Consider the following 11,600-nt stretch of genomic DNA (forward strand, 5'->3'; position numbering starts at 1 on the left):
GATCTGGAAGGCTCGGAAGAGATCGTTGAGGAGATCAGCCCCGCAGCAGCCCTCGCCGCGGATGCAGGGGGCGCGTTTCGACGATGTAATCTTCAGGAGGGGCTCCAACCGATAGGTGTGGTCGGTGGCGTGCCGGTCGGGATTGCTCCAGACCCGGAAGGCGCCGAAGAGGTCAGTGAGGGAATCGAGGCTGTAGCAGAGTCCGGCTCCCCGGTTGAAACAGCCGGAACGGTATTCGGGTCCGTGGCTGGCGGGTTTGGCGCGGGCGCGGCAGCGAGTCGTTCAGCCCGGCGCCTAGCCCGAATTGACTTCGACGACTTCGCAAGCGCCAACCGAGGGCAAGCACAGATCGGCCGGCAGCGTCGCGGTGATGTTGATGTCGACGAGGCGGATGAGGTGGTTGAGGCTGACGATATCGTTGCGAGAGAGGACGACACGGCAGATCTCGCCCGACAACAGCAGGAACAGCAGATCTTCGAACAGGAGCAACGGTACGGCGACATCGAGCGCGAGAGCGTGCCAGAAGCACCGCGCGATCCGACGCCGGTTGACGTGGGCGACGACGACATCAACCCGGGGATCTCTGGGCGTGGATCACCATCGACCGCGACGGAGATCGATGATTTCGAGAGCAACTTCCAGATCCAGGCGCGCGCGCAGACGACGGATCTCCCGCGAACAGATCTCCGTGACACCATAGACGATCCCGTGGGACCGGTTGATCCCGGTGTAATCGACGGCGAAACGGTCGGCGCAGGTGTTGGGCTCAGCAGTGCTGAGGAGGTTGATGCGTCCGATAATGGTGCTTTCATTGGCGAGATAGAAGAAGTGAACGACCCGACAGGGATCACACCCTCACCGCTAGCTGACGAGGTTGAGGCATCCGGATATGGTGCTTCAATTGGCGAGATAGACGAGGTGAACGACCCAACAGGGATCGCACCCTCGCCGCGAGTTGATGCCGGAATAGATCCGGATCCTCCGGTGGTGGATGAACCCAGCTCTACGGGACAAGAGGACATGATCGATTTCCTCCCGGATGTCGAGGAGGATTTGGGCACGATCGAGGACGTAAACGACCCCACAGCCGTGGCACCCGAGACCGACACGGACACCGACACTGGATTTGAGAGCGATAGTGCGCTCGACACCGGCATTGAGGCTGATGTAGGTGTTGACAACAAAGCCGAGGCTGGCGTCGGCGCACCGACAGATATCGATACTACACAGGACCAATCCCCGCCGCCGGCGGGCCATGACCCGATCCCGGGCGGCCCGGGTCTCACACCAGTTGACGACCCTCCGATGGACTTCGATCCGCTAGAGCCGATAATCGAGCCACCTAGTGTGCCAGAACAACCCCCGGGTGTTCCCAGAACGCCTCGGATCCCCGATCTCGATATTGAAGAAGATGATGAGTACATCCCGATCGAAGAGGAGCTCGAGGCCGCGCTAGACGAGGAGGTATTCGTCGCGGACATCCCAGCCCCAGATTTCCTACAGTAACCCCGCTCACGGAAGTGCGATTTACCGAGCGTCGTATGAGGTTGTGCGGACGTGAGCCGCTCTGTTCGTGGCTCGCGTCACCTCACCTTTGGATAGTACGATACCTTCAGCTCGGACGTGTTCAGCAACCGAAGCTGCTCCGGCGTGAACTCCTCCCAATGCTCCTCTCGGTTTTGCTTATCCTGTAAGAAGTGCCGAATCGCAGTATCGACCGCCTCGGCTCTCGTCGCCGCGTCGGTTTCCTCTTCAAGTCTGTCTAGTAAACGCTCCCGCTCGTCGTTCATCGGGTACGAATAGTGGCTCATTTTGATGTACTCCCCCCGCAAAACCGCCTGGAACCACCGCGTGAAAGGGTAACCAAACGTCTATTTTTTATATACCGACGTGCGGATCGTGGCGTGTTCCGACTCCGGCACCGGTCACGGCGGTGTGATTGATGTATCGGTCCGGTAAGCTGAGCTCGAGGACACTGCCGAAAGTACATCAATCGGGGATCACCGTTCAATCTGTGTCTGTCCCCTGGGGGTCGGCCTCGAAGACCCGGTTCCACGGCGATCATTGGAACTCCTTTCCGCCACCCGGCCCGGTTGGGCGCGGATCGTCGTCGAGCTCGCCACGCTGCTCAGCAACGCCTTGTTCCAACCCTTCCAGCACGCCGTTGATATACATACCCAGGTCCGCCGTCGTCACAAAGGCGTCGGCGTCGAATGTGACTGTGTTAACCTCGTGAACGTGAAGCTCCCACAGGTTGCGCTCGGTATTGCGAACGGGGAACACGGAAACCACATCCGAGATCTTGTAGCCGTCGGCCTTCGGATCGTGCCCTGCGAGGACCGGCTGAAGCTTACTCCACGGGTCGCTGATATCGACAGGCTCGTGCTCGTCGCTCTCGTTGTCGTCGTCACTCATCGTTTGCCTCACGTACTGTGGCGGCTCGCTTCTGAACCATCTGGCAGTTGTTCCTTACAACTTCTTCGTCGACGTCGAAGGCGCGTGCGACCCACTCAACCCCCATGGTTTCGTTCGATGCGAGGTACGCCATTAGTGCGTCCTCACGGGCGCGTGCGACGGTCGGTGGGACGCCACGCTCTCCGGTCTTCTCCTCACGGAAGCCGCCTGTCACCGTCTGCACGTCCGCGAATAGGCGCGCTTTCGATTCGCTCTCGAAGCTCTTCTCTCGCTCGCCGAAGGCGTTCACATAGTGGTAGCGATCGGCGGCACTGTGTCGCCGCTCACGAACGATCTGCGTGTTGTGTGGGTACTCCTCAATGGTCTTCTGGTTTTCACTCATGCGAATCACCCGATCCGATAGCACGGTAGCCGCGGACGACGACTGTCCCAATAAGCAGACCTCCCAAGCCGGTGCCAAATAACATCCCGAGCGCAGTCAGCGCGTCTGTGGCGCGGAGGATCGGCGGCGAGCGAAGCGCTAAGAGCAGAACCGCGATCGCGCCGATCAGGACACGGTCGTTCATGGCTCTTCCCTGTCGGTGTACCGCCACTGAGACCCACCCTTAGCCGGCGACTCGACGCCCGGGAGCGCCCGCAGCGTGTCCCGACCCTTGATCATATTCGCCCACAGGCTGTCGCGGCTCGCGTAGCCGGTTTCGTCGATGTCAACAGCATCGAGGAGATCGTCTTTTTTTCGCCTCGCCTTCCTCACGAAGGAGATCGTACATCGACAGGATGGCGTCTACACGGCGGTCAAGGAGGTCTCCGCTCCCGGGAAGTTCGTCGCGAAGCTGTCCCCGTCGTTCGTCATCCCCAGACTCGTCTTTCGTGATCTCCTTGATTGTAGCGATAGCCTCGTCAACGTTACTGATCTCTTCTTTCCCCCCAGACGATTCCATATCATCTTCAGGGTCTTCAACGAGCTCGTACAGTCCCTTGTGCACCTTCTCGACGTACCCTGACAGGCGAAGATCTCGGAGACGTTGGGAGACGAGCTGTCGGCTCTCTCCAACGCGCTCAGACAAGTAAGATGGCGTTGCTCTCCCCTCTCTGAGAACATCGACGATGTTCCAGTGTATTTCATCGAATTGCTCTTTTGGATCTGCCATTACCTTCGCCATTTCATACCACAGTTATAATCCCCACGTCATTCACATAGTTTTTTCGAACAACATTACCAACACCATTTACAGCGTTAATGATAAGTGGGTGGGTGAGAGACGTAGAAGTAGCTCGGGAACGGTCCAAAGCGGCCGGGGCGCAGGAACGCCCTCGACCGGGCCATCACCAACGATGGCGACTATAGATCGACCCCCCACCGACAAAAAGCCGGGTAAAGGGGGCACGGCGGAAGTCGAACAGCAACTAGACCAACTCATCGACGCCTTCGAAGCGGTCGACTGGCGGTGCGTCGACGGCATGACGACGGCAGAGGCAGCAGCGCTCGGCGAGCGGCTGCGCGCCGCGGAGATGAGAGCATGAGCGGCTCTGTAACCGGCCACGCGACCGGCCGCGCTGAGATCGATACCGACGGCGCGACCGCCGACGTCGAGCTGCTCACCGGCGGTGTCGGCGGTGTGATCTCACTGGGGATCGACGCTGGTGTTGGAGAGATGAATATTCTCCTCGACGCTGACGACGCCCAACAACTCGCGAAGGAACTCACTTCCAACGCGATGCGGCTGCGTGAGGTGAACGATGAGTAGCCGTCGCGGCTTCCTCGCGGGCGTCGTCGGCGTCGCTAGCGGCTCGCTGCTCGACGCGGAGCTAAGTGAGCGCGATCTCGACGAGCTGCACAGCGAACTCTTCGCGAACGGGAATCGCGCTTGCGATATTAGCGTGTTCGACTCCGACGGACGCGGATTCATCGACCTCCAGGCGGGCCCGGTGACCATGCAGAGCGGACCGAGCGCTAGCGCCCGCGTCCTATTTTACAACTGGGATCACACGATCGGGCTCGGCGTCGAGTCTGAGGACGACGAAGCGATCGCGTCGACGGCCGTCGGACTCTCTGTGGCAGAGGCGAAGGAAGTGCGCGATCGCCTCGACGCCACTATCGCACTCGTCGAGAGTGAGACTGACCAGTTTGAACGGGTCGACCGAGGTGAAGACGATGCCGGGATCTGACGACTGCGCTGGGCGTGTTCTCGGCAGCGGGGGGTACTCCTATTCCGTTGGTTGGGAGACGGATTCTCACGCTGAAGATGGAATCGGGATGATTGAACTCTGCATTCAGCTCGGTGGGTTCGATGTCGAGCTTTCATTCCGTATCGACGAAGCGGAGACCTTCCTCGAGGATGTTCGAGACGAGATCGTGCGGGCGAAGCAGGCGGAACTGGAGTGGGAGACGGACACCGACCCCGAGACCGGAGTCGAGTCATGACCCGGACGCTCGACGAGCTCGACGCGATCGCGCACGATCCGCTCCAGACGCACCTGTCGTCGTTCGCCCGCGAAGCACGTGGACCGTACCCGGGACATCCACACGGAGGTAACCGATGAGCCAGCAGCAACCGAGCCCCGACGGGATTCTGAAGAAGAACTTCGACCTCAGGAAGCCGCTCTCAGCCGATGTGATGAGAAGCGTGGACCGCGAGCGGATTGCCGAGATGGCGGACGTAGATATGGACGTCGTCGATCGCATCATCGAGGCGTACGCCGAGTGCGTCTTCGAAGAGTACCCGTACCGCGACCCGGCGAGGCTCCGTCAGTTGTACTATTTCGAGGGGAAGAACCAGAGGGAGATCGCCGAGGAACTCGGTTGTGATCAGAGCCAAGTCGGTGAGTGGATGCAACGCTACGGGCTAGACCCCGGCAACGGTGGTTCTTCCCTTCAGCGCGTGCTTAGTAGAGATCGCAACAATGAGTGAAGACCACCCAGAACGCGCAGATTGGCCGCCACAAGACGCAGTTGAAAGGCTTCAGAACGACCCGGAGACCCGTGAACTGTTCGAAAAAATCGCTGACGCCGATCATCAGATATCACCGCGCTTTCAGCGTGCGCTCGAATTGGCCGGCGTGCGTGAAGAGGGCGATGAGTAGACCGTATCCCGGACAGCCCCACACAGAGGCGGCCGATGGCGGTGAATTACTGTTCGGAGCGAAGCAGGCAGAGCTCGAATGGGAGACCAACACCGATCCCGAGACAGCGATTGCAGACGGCGACTTAGACTGAACGACCGAGCCCACCAATTCACACCACCATGACAGTCCGTGTCGGCGCTGGCCTCGCGCTGCTGTTTGCCTGTTTATCTATCATACAATGAATAAAATATCCCGCGAATCCGTCTCATCTCGGAGGAAGAACTGCCCCGGCTGTCGCTGGTTGCGATCGTCCACGACGTCGTCGCGCGATTGCCCGCGTGTCAAAAAATACCGGTCACCCGTCGAGTTTGATTTTTTCTTTAAGCTCTTCGACCTCGGCCTCAGCATCGCCATTACGCGATCTCGCTGCCAGTTTCTTGAGATTGCTATTCCGGTCTGGCGGCTCGTCTTCAACTATTCTCATCTATTTCCCCTCGGGTGTATTCTGGATCCGCATCACTAATAACTTCACGACGTTTTTGCTGTTCAGCCTCTATAATGTCTTCGTACAGTTCCACCCACTTGTCCTTCTTTTCTCTGGAAAATTCCTCACAGCACTGCTCATCCTCTTGTGGACGGTTGACAACTGCAAGGTCCATTTTTCGCCCTACTCCTCGGGCTTCCTCAGCTTGAACCTTGGCTTCGATGGTATTGATTATGGACTCGCTAACGTCGGTGTCGGTTGAGTACTCGTTTCGAATGAATACTGAACGTGCTGGCTGAGTCCCGGACCCAACCGCGTGATAGCCTATTGTATTCTGAGGATTCAGATCAAATCCCTGAATCGAAAAAATATGTGCACCTTGTGGATCAACACCGCCTACCAAGACTTCTAGCTGTCGAGAGAAATCATCCTGAGCATCAGCAACATCCGAAAGAAAACTGGACAACACATCCGATTCAAACGCCGTTCCGCCATTAGTCAGATCCGAAATACTAAGATCGAACTTTTCGAGCACTTGATTTTCGACTGTTTGGCGTCCTACTTCTGTATACGCATCGCGTGCTTCGTCGGCAATCTGCCTAACCCCTGTTGGATCCTGGTCTGAGAATTTGTCTTCGAGTTTGGTAAAAAATTCCTCAATAAAACTCACTGTACCGGACGCGATCGCCATACAAGAGACGATTGAGTTGTCGTGTATCGGTTTGATTTTACTTCGAGTGTGTTCATACTCGATACGTGGGTTTTGACCGGTGGTTATCATCCGATCAGCCGCCAAAACCACCTTCGGGTCGGATCGCTCCTGAGATATCGCTGCGATGCCAACAGTCACACCGGGTAGTCATATGACGACATATTAACTCTTTCGCCGGGGGGCACATTACCACAAGATTGGGATTACAAACCGTCAGCAGCCGGTGGTGTTGAGCTCACTGGTGACAAATGTGTACGTCCAGAAAGGCTGTTAGTTGAGAGATCAACACCTATTGGAATCGATCTGCTGCTGCTCGTCGGGGGCATCTACGTGGTAGCGCTCCTTGCGAGCGCCTGAACTGTCCGTTGAGTGGTGACAACTTCGATCTTCTCCACCCAGCACGATTCGGCGCGCCCGGCCCCGCGGGGTCGCGCGCGTTTCCTTACCTAATAGAGAGATCTATCACTCCCCACACACCCGGGGAAGGGGGTTTAACGGGGTGTTGAACAGATACGGGATCATCTACTTATACGCTGCTCACCGCCATTTACTCCCGGATTTGTCTGTTCGTGTGAGTGGCCGATTCTCCCCCTGTTGGTGAACAGCCGCCTCGGTGTCGCTGGATGGATCTGGAATCCTCTGTGTGCTGTCTGTCAATCGCAGTACGTGACCACGATTAAGGTCTATCGGGCCGTGTTCGGTAGTATGGCAATACTTGACTTGGACGACGGTGACGGTGAGGACTTAGCGCCGCTCGACGAGGAGCTGCCTGACGAAGTACTCGACCGGCTCCGTGCGTACGAGCGTCGCCTCGACCGCCTCGAGGGCGCGCTGGATGACGCCGAGGCCGAGACCGACCTGGAGGACATCGTCGAGAGCATGCCAGCTACAGCGGGCTTCCGTGTGAGTGTGTCGACATCCGCCGGGAGTTACCGGATGACCATTCCACGCGATCTCGGTGACGAGTTTGAGCTCACCGGGACCGACCAAGTAGCGATCCGCGACGTGTCCGAGCGAACCGACGCCCCCGCCTTCTTAGTGACAGTAGTTTAGAAAGGCCCGTAGAACTTTATCGCCACTGGCGAAACTCCGTAAGACGACGCGATCCGGCCTAGCTCCTCAGATGTCGGCACGTAGTCTTCTATCACTTCAGCCTCTCTGTCGTAATAGCGCACTTCAAGGTCGAAAGATGAATCTTCAGCATCCCGAACTTCGGCATAAGACGCGTCACCATTGGACTGCTGAAGGTCAAACAGGGTCTCAGTCTCTGAGTTCCAGATCTCATCAGCCAACGATCTCTTCACGTAGTAGATATTTGCTTGCCCAACTGTTTTGCTCTCGATATATTTGTTCTGCTCCACAACAGCATCCGCGTTATTCCTTACAGTCTGATCGCTCACAGACGCGTTTTCGGCTATGTCCTCGACCGTCGCGAGGGGCGATTCTGGCCTGCAGATTGCCAGTATCGCCCTTTCGATATCGTCCTGCGTTTTGGTCAATCCCATATTCAAAAACACGTCTCTGTTCTATTATAGTTTTGGTGCAGAACAAAATAATATTCCTGCCCACAACACTTATCATAAAGCGTTCTGTAAATGCGTCTAAGCAGGCACAAAGCCCCCGCTGGTATTCACTAGCGGTCTCGGGTACGTCAGAAGACCTCACGGCGTGGAAGAGGGGCTGGCAACCTCACACCCTTCAACGCCGTTGAGTGTTCGTGGACTGTACACCCACACCCCAATGTCCCGCGGGTGTGGATACTCCTTCGCGGTCCATGAACTAAATTCTACCGAAGGTCGCAGCTTCGGGTCGGAAGGTGTGAAATCGCCGGAGACAAGCGATGTCAGCCGGGAACACCACCCAAACGACGATCGGAGGCGAACAGCTAGAAATCGACCCGCACCGGCCGAGCCACGTCAACGGGATCGCGGCCGTGCTCTGGGAGGTCGGCGCCGACCCCCCGTGTCAGCGACGAGCTCGCCGCGCAGATTGCTGAAGCGAAGCGTCGGTGCAAGCGCCGGGGGATCATCGGACCGCGGGGTGAACGATGAGTACGCGCCCCGGGAGTATCGCCGACGCAAACAGTTTCGAGCTTCCAGAACAGCAGCAGCTCCGTGAACTTCGGTGTTGCGCCGGTCTCACCATTGTCGAAGTGGCCGACGCGGGCGGGTGGCATGAATCTACAGTCCGGCGCTGGGAGTACGGTGATTATTCACCTCGGCTCGAAGATGTCAAAGAACTTCTAGAGATCTATCGAGAACGGGGGCGGGGTGAACGATGAGCGTCGGGCTCGAGAGCGCGACCGAGAGCGATGATGATGAACACGACGAGGTGCCGCCCTGTGCCGCGCCGAGCTGCTGGCGCGACGCGAAGCGGTGGGTAGTCGACGGGCGGGAGGCGATCCTCTGTAACCGACACGCGAAGACGTTTCTGGGCGTGTCTTCATGACCGAGACCGAGACCCCCAGCGGTTATGACGGCGCCGGGAGAGGCGACGAGCGGGACGACATGACTGATCGTTCCCAACTCGAACCGATCGCCCCTGCCGAGGCTGTCGAGTTGTACTTCAGTCACCGCCGCGCCGATCTGTCGGAGAAGACGCTTCAAAATCAGCGCTACCGGCTCGATACGTTCACCGAGTGGTGCGACAGTGAGGGCGACCTCGATAATCTCAACGAACTCACCGGGCGCGACATCCACCGCTACCGGAGCTGGCGGCTCGACGACGTGAGCAAAATCACGGTCGTCGGGACGCTTCAGACGTTCCGGAAGTTCTTGGAGTTCGCAGCCGCGATCGACGCCGTTCCGGAGGGGATGCGCGAGCGCGTACACCTTCCGAACGTCGATCCTACCGAGGAGGCCGACGACACGATCTTGGAGGCGGACCGGGGGCGCGAGGTGCTCGACTACCTCGACACCTTCGAGTACGCCTCGCGCCGGCACGTCACGCTCGCGATCATGTGGCATACCGGGTGCCGGATGGGGACCGTTCGGGCGCTCGACGTCGATGATATCGACTTTGACGCCCGGTGTCTCGACGTCCGCCACCGCCCCGAGTCGGGAACGCCACTCAAGAACGGCTGGCGTGCCGAGCGGTCTATCGCGCTCGGCGAGCACTACTGTGAGGTGATCGCCGATTACTTGGAACACAACCGTCCCAGCGTTCGCGACGACTACGGCCGCGAGCCGCTTATCGCGAGCAATCAGGGACGGCTGTCAGAGACCGCCATGCGGTCGGACGTGTACAAGGTCACGCGGCCGTGCGTGACCGGTGAGTGCCCACACGACCGCGAACCCGAGAGTTGTGAGGCGGTCGACAACTACGGGGAGGCGAGTAAGTGCCCGTCGAGCGTCTCGCCGCACCCGGTGCGGCGTGGATCTATCACGAAGCACCTTCGCGACGGGACGCCCCAGGAGATCATCTCCGAGCGGTCGAACGTCACTGGCGAGATTCTCGAGCAGCATTACGACGAGCGCACCGAGCGCGAGAAGATGGAACTGCGGCGCGAGCACATTGAGGGAGCCTAAAACCATGATGCGATCTTCTCCGACGACGGCGGCGACGACTGAAATCGGCCTCGGCAGGGCCAGTGTGTCGGTCGACGCCCGGCGAGTCCATCGGAACGACCGAGCCGTGGCGAGGGAGTGAGAATGGTCAAGCCAAGATTTTAATCAGGGAAGTCGCAGCGCCGAGCGGAGCGAGGCGACCGTCTTCCCGTGGTTCACAATCCCGGCGAGTCCATAGCGCGGTACGCTTCTCCGACATTCCGCATACTGCGTAGGGAATACCACCTGCACTCGAAACATATTTTCAAATAGACATTTGTCCGAAACAGCTGGTCGTTGAAAGTGCTACGAGGACGCTTTTTTTGAGCGGGGTGGGATCGGTCGGTCTGCGATCGGTTCCGACGCGAACACCGCCAAAGCCCCAGGCGTGAGAACTCCCGCACCTCGCTGTGGTCCTCAGTCGCTCACTCGGTTCGCTCCCTGCGATCCTTGCGTCGGTGGGGTTCGTTCTCACGCCTGCCCCTTTGTATCCCACCCGACTGCACCGCGACCGCGCCTCACGCCCCCCAGCCTCGTCTCCGGCGCTTCGCGCCGGCTGCCAGAGGCGCGTAGCGCCTCGCTGCGGCTCCCTCCGGGACGCTTGCAGGCGCGCCACCGCGTGGATCGATACATCGCTCACCTAGAAGTACCGATCGACAATTCTGTCGGCCGTCCGGGCGGCGAGGGCCTGGCCCGTGTTGGTCGGGTTTGCGCCCCCGACGCCGTTGGCGAGCGCCGAATGGTCGGCGACGAACAGCCGGTCGACGTCGTAGGACTCACAGACCTCGTCGACGACCTTTCCCATCCGCATCGTGCTGTGGACATGGAGGGCGGTCGGCGGGGAGTCCGAGCGGTGGACGTGGGAGGCGCCGGCCTCGCGAAGGATCTCGGCAGCGATCTCCGCGAGCTCGTCCCGGCGCTGTCGGTCGCCCTCGCTGGGCTCGTAGTTCACGAGCGGGATCGGTCCGTGCTCGTCCTCGATCCCCGGCGAGACCGAGACTCCGTTTCGTCGGTGGGGTCGGTCGTCGCTCACGACGAGTACCTGGAGCATCCGACGGTAGTCCGAGAGCAGGCGTTTCAGTTCGGCACCCGCGAGCCGCCCCGTCGTGTCCCAGGGGGCGTCGGCGGGGTCGTTCTGGAAGGCGAACCCCGACGCGCTCGCGCCGAAGCCCAAAATCGCCCCGATCCCCGGCGCGGTCCCGACGGTCTGGAGCATGCCCACCCCTGGGTAATCGAGGCGCGCCGCGATGTCCTGGCCCTCGTGCTGGTCGATCGTCTCCTTGCCCAAAGGCTCCGTTAGATCGTCGGCGTCCCACAGGCCCATCACGTTATCCCCGAAGTGGATGGTCAGGCCCCGCCCGACCCAGTCGTTCTTCGG

Annotated in this window: 21 protein-coding genes and 1 pseudogene; 13 read left to right on the forward strand and 9 right to left on the reverse strand. The window is 59.5% G+C overall.

Annotated elements, in window-relative coordinates:
* Positions 1-1,506: pseudogene (locus tag GJ633_RS17175) on the forward strand (hypothetical protein); the annotation flags it as partial.
* Positions 1,507-1,583: 77 nt separating this feature from the next.
* Here the strand turns inward: GJ633_RS17175 and GJ633_RS09330 are convergent.
* The 5 genes from GJ633_RS09330 to GJ633_RS09355 form a co-directional block, all read right to left on the reverse strand.
* Positions 1,584-1,790, reverse strand: a complete 207-nt coding sequence (locus GJ633_RS09330) for a hypothetical protein (RefSeq protein WP_156588598.1) — start codon at positions 1,788-1,790, stop codon at positions 1,584-1,586.
* Between the two features lie 271 nt (positions 1,791-2,061).
* Positions 2,062-2,415 carry a hypothetical protein gene (locus GJ633_RS09335; protein ID WP_156588599.1) on the reverse strand — a complete coding sequence of 118 codons (354 nt, stop codon included), beginning with the start codon at positions 2,413-2,415 and terminating at the stop codon, positions 2,062-2,064.
* On the reverse strand, positions 2,408-2,797 hold the full coding sequence (locus GJ633_RS09340) for a hypothetical protein (protein ID WP_156588600.1): 390 nt from the start codon (positions 2,795-2,797) through the stop codon (positions 2,408-2,410). The genes GJ633_RS09335 and GJ633_RS09340 overlap by 8 nt, the downstream gene beginning before the upstream one ends.
* Positions 2,790-2,981, reverse strand: coding sequence for a hypothetical protein (locus tag GJ633_RS09345; RefSeq protein WP_156588601.1), 192 nt, complete (start codon positions 2,979-2,981; stop codon positions 2,790-2,792). Before GJ633_RS09345 ends, GJ633_RS09340 begins: the two co-directional genes overlap by 8 nt.
* A gap of 141 nt (positions 2,982-3,122) precedes the next feature.
* Positions 3,123-3,566 carry a helix-turn-helix domain-containing protein gene (locus tag GJ633_RS09355; RefSeq protein ID WP_156588603.1) on the reverse strand — a complete coding sequence of 148 codons (444 nt, stop codon included), beginning with the start codon at positions 3,564-3,566 and terminating at the stop codon, positions 3,123-3,125.
* A 184-nt stretch (positions 3,567-3,750) separates the two neighbouring features.
* On the opposite strand from GJ633_RS09355, the gene GJ633_RS09360 reads away from it, so the two are divergent.
* From GJ633_RS09360 to GJ633_RS09390, 7 genes are all read left to right on the forward strand, one after another.
* Positions 3,751-3,939: a hypothetical protein gene (locus tag GJ633_RS09360; RefSeq protein WP_156588604.1), complete on the forward strand. Its 189-nt coding sequence runs from the start codon at positions 3,751-3,753 to the stop codon at positions 3,937-3,939.
* On the forward strand, positions 3,936-4,163 hold the full coding sequence (locus tag GJ633_RS09365) for a hypothetical protein (RefSeq protein ID WP_156588605.1): 228 nt from the start codon (positions 3,936-3,938) through the stop codon (positions 4,161-4,163). Before GJ633_RS09360 ends, GJ633_RS09365 begins: the two co-directional genes overlap by 4 nt.
* Entirely contained in the window at positions 4,156-4,584 is a 429-nt protein-coding gene (locus GJ633_RS09370) for a hypothetical protein (RefSeq protein ID WP_156588606.1), read from the forward strand. Before GJ633_RS09365 ends, GJ633_RS09370 begins: the two co-directional genes overlap by 8 nt.
* Positions 4,571-4,840, forward strand: coding sequence for a hypothetical protein (locus GJ633_RS09375; protein WP_156588607.1), 270 nt, complete (start codon positions 4,571-4,573; stop codon positions 4,838-4,840). Before GJ633_RS09370 ends, GJ633_RS09375 begins: the two co-directional genes overlap by 14 nt.
* 115 nt (positions 4,841-4,955) lie before the next feature.
* Positions 4,956-5,327: a helix-turn-helix domain-containing protein gene (locus tag GJ633_RS09380; protein WP_156588608.1), complete on the forward strand. Its 372-nt coding sequence runs from the start codon at positions 4,956-4,958 to the stop codon at positions 5,325-5,327.
* Complete coding sequence (locus tag GJ633_RS09385) at positions 5,320-5,499, forward strand: hypothetical protein (RefSeq protein ID WP_156588609.1); 180 nt, start codon at positions 5,320-5,322, stop codon at positions 5,497-5,499. The genes GJ633_RS09380 and GJ633_RS09385 overlap by 8 nt, the downstream gene beginning before the upstream one ends.
* On the forward strand, positions 5,492-5,632 hold the full coding sequence (locus GJ633_RS09390) for a hypothetical protein (RefSeq protein WP_156588610.1): 141 nt from the start codon (positions 5,492-5,494) through the stop codon (positions 5,630-5,632). The genes GJ633_RS09385 and GJ633_RS09390 overlap by 8 nt, the downstream gene beginning before the upstream one ends.
* Before the next feature lie 204 nt (positions 5,633-5,836).
* Here GJ633_RS09390 and GJ633_RS18130 read toward each other — a convergent pair whose 3' ends face one another.
* Entirely contained in the window at positions 5,837-5,965 is a 129-nt protein-coding gene (locus tag GJ633_RS18130) for a hypothetical protein (RefSeq protein ID WP_255470615.1), read from the reverse strand.
* The gene (locus tag GJ633_RS09395) at positions 5,952-6,815 is read right to left on the reverse strand and encodes a hypothetical protein (RefSeq protein WP_156588611.1); all 864 of its coding nucleotides are present in this window, start codon (positions 6,813-6,815) and stop codon (positions 5,952-5,954) included. The genes GJ633_RS18130 and GJ633_RS09395 overlap by 14 nt, the downstream gene beginning before the upstream one ends.
* 567 nt (positions 6,816-7,382) lie before the next feature.
* On the opposite strand from GJ633_RS09395, the gene GJ633_RS09400 reads away from it, so the two are divergent.
* Positions 7,383-7,730: a hypothetical protein gene (locus GJ633_RS09400; RefSeq protein WP_156588612.1), complete on the forward strand. Its 348-nt coding sequence runs from the start codon at positions 7,383-7,385 to the stop codon at positions 7,728-7,730.
* Here GJ633_RS09400 and GJ633_RS09405 read toward each other — a convergent pair.
* Positions 7,727-8,182, reverse strand: coding sequence for a hypothetical protein (locus GJ633_RS09405; RefSeq protein WP_156588613.1), 456 nt, complete (start codon positions 8,180-8,182; stop codon positions 7,727-7,729). The genes GJ633_RS09400 and GJ633_RS09405 overlap by 4 nt on opposite strands.
* A gap of 335 nt (positions 8,183-8,517) precedes the next feature.
* On the opposite strand from GJ633_RS09405, the gene GJ633_RS09410 reads away from it, so the two are divergent.
* The 4 genes from GJ633_RS09410 to GJ633_RS09425 are packed head-to-tail and all read left to right on the forward strand — an operon-like array spanning position 8,518 to position 10,204.
* Entirely contained in the window at positions 8,518-8,673 is a 156-nt protein-coding gene (locus tag GJ633_RS09410; RefSeq protein WP_156588614.1) for a hypothetical protein, read from the forward strand.
* Positions 8,674-8,724: 51 nt separating this feature from the next.
* The gene (locus GJ633_RS18510; protein WP_156588615.1) at positions 8,725-8,958 is read left to right on the forward strand and encodes a helix-turn-helix transcriptional regulator; all 234 of its coding nucleotides are present in this window, start codon (positions 8,725-8,727) and stop codon (positions 8,956-8,958) included.
* Positions 8,955-9,125, forward strand: a complete 171-nt coding sequence (locus GJ633_RS09420; RefSeq protein ID WP_156588616.1) for a hypothetical protein — start codon at positions 8,955-8,957, stop codon at positions 9,123-9,125. The genes GJ633_RS18510 and GJ633_RS09420 overlap by 4 nt, the downstream gene beginning before the upstream one ends.
* 59 nt (positions 9,126-9,184) lie before the next feature.
* Positions 9,185-10,204: a site-specific integrase gene (locus tag GJ633_RS09425; protein WP_156588618.1), complete on the forward strand. Its 1,020-nt coding sequence runs from the start codon at positions 9,185-9,187 to the stop codon at positions 10,202-10,204.
* A 658-nt stretch (positions 10,205-10,862) separates the two neighbouring features.
* Here the strand turns inward: GJ633_RS09425 and GJ633_RS09430 are convergent.
* On the reverse strand, positions 10,863-11,600 hold a 738-nt coding region (locus tag GJ633_RS09430), incomplete at its 5' end, for a GMC oxidoreductase (RefSeq protein WP_231741318.1).

This window comes from Halorubrum sp. CBA1125 (genome assembly GCF_009742825.1).
Taxonomy (GTDB): Archaea; Halobacteriota; Halobacteria; order Halobacteriales; family Haloferacaceae; genus Halorubrum.

Excerpts from the sequence above, each read along its gene's own strand:
- GJ633_RS09330 (WP_156588598.1), bottom strand. The coding sequence starts at position 1,790 with ATGAACGACGAGCGGGAGCGTTTACTAGACAGACTTGAAGAGGAAACC.
- GJ633_RS09390 (WP_156588610.1), top strand. The coding sequence starts at position 5,492 with ATGAGTAGACCGTATCCCGGACAGCCCCACACAGAGGCGGCCGATGGC.
- GJ633_RS09370 (WP_156588606.1), top strand. The coding sequence starts at position 4,156 with ATGAGTAGCCGTCGCGGCTTCCTCGCGGGCGTCGTCGGCGTCGCTAGC.
- GJ633_RS09360 (WP_156588604.1), top strand. The coding sequence starts at position 3,751 with ATGGCGACTATAGATCGACCCCCCACCGACAAAAAGCCGGGTAAAGGG.
- GJ633_RS09365 (WP_156588605.1), top strand. The coding sequence starts at position 3,936 with ATGAGCGGCTCTGTAACCGGCCACGCGACCGGCCGCGCTGAGATCGAT.
- GJ633_RS09410 (WP_156588614.1), top strand. The coding sequence starts at position 8,518 with ATGTCAGCCGGGAACACCACCCAAACGACGATCGGAGGCGAACAGCTA.
- GJ633_RS09425 (WP_156588618.1), top strand. The coding sequence starts at position 9,185 with ATGACTGATCGTTCCCAACTCGAACCGATCGCCCCTGCCGAGGCTGTC.
- GJ633_RS09420 (WP_156588616.1), top strand. The coding sequence starts at position 8,955 with ATGAGCGTCGGGCTCGAGAGCGCGACCGAGAGCGATGATGATGAACAC.
- GJ633_RS09340 (WP_156588600.1), bottom strand. The coding sequence starts at position 2,797 with ATGAGTGAAAACCAGAAGACCATTGAGGAGTACCCACACAACACGCAG.
- GJ633_RS09380 (WP_156588608.1), top strand. The coding sequence starts at position 4,956 with ATGAGCCAGCAGCAACCGAGCCCCGACGGGATTCTGAAGAAGAACTTC.
- GJ633_RS09355 (WP_156588603.1), bottom strand. The coding sequence starts at position 3,566 with ATGGCAGATCCAAAAGAGCAATTCGATGAAATACACTGGAACATCGTC.
- GJ633_RS09375 (WP_156588607.1), top strand. The coding sequence starts at position 4,571 with ATGCCGGGATCTGACGACTGCGCTGGGCGTGTTCTCGGCAGCGGGGGG.
- GJ633_RS09400 (WP_156588612.1), top strand. The coding sequence starts at position 7,383 with ATGGCAATACTTGACTTGGACGACGGTGACGGTGAGGACTTAGCGCCG.
- GJ633_RS18130 (WP_255470615.1), bottom strand. The coding sequence starts at position 5,965 with ATGAGAATAGTTGAAGACGAGCCGCCAGACCGGAATAGCAATCTCAAG.
- GJ633_RS18510 (WP_156588615.1), top strand. The coding sequence starts at position 8,725 with ATGAGTACGCGCCCCGGGAGTATCGCCGACGCAAACAGTTTCGAGCTT.
- GJ633_RS09405 (WP_156588613.1), bottom strand. The coding sequence starts at position 8,182 with ATGGGATTGACCAAAACGCAGGACGATATCGAAAGGGCGATACTGGCA.
- GJ633_RS09385 (WP_156588609.1), top strand. The coding sequence starts at position 5,320 with ATGAGTGAAGACCACCCAGAACGCGCAGATTGGCCGCCACAAGACGCA.
- GJ633_RS09335 (WP_156588599.1), bottom strand. The coding sequence starts at position 2,415 with ATGAGTGACGACGACAACGAGAGCGACGAGCACGAGCCTGTCGATATC.
- GJ633_RS09345 (WP_156588601.1), bottom strand. The coding sequence starts at position 2,981 with ATGAACGACCGTGTCCTGATCGGCGCGATCGCGGTTCTGCTCTTAGCG.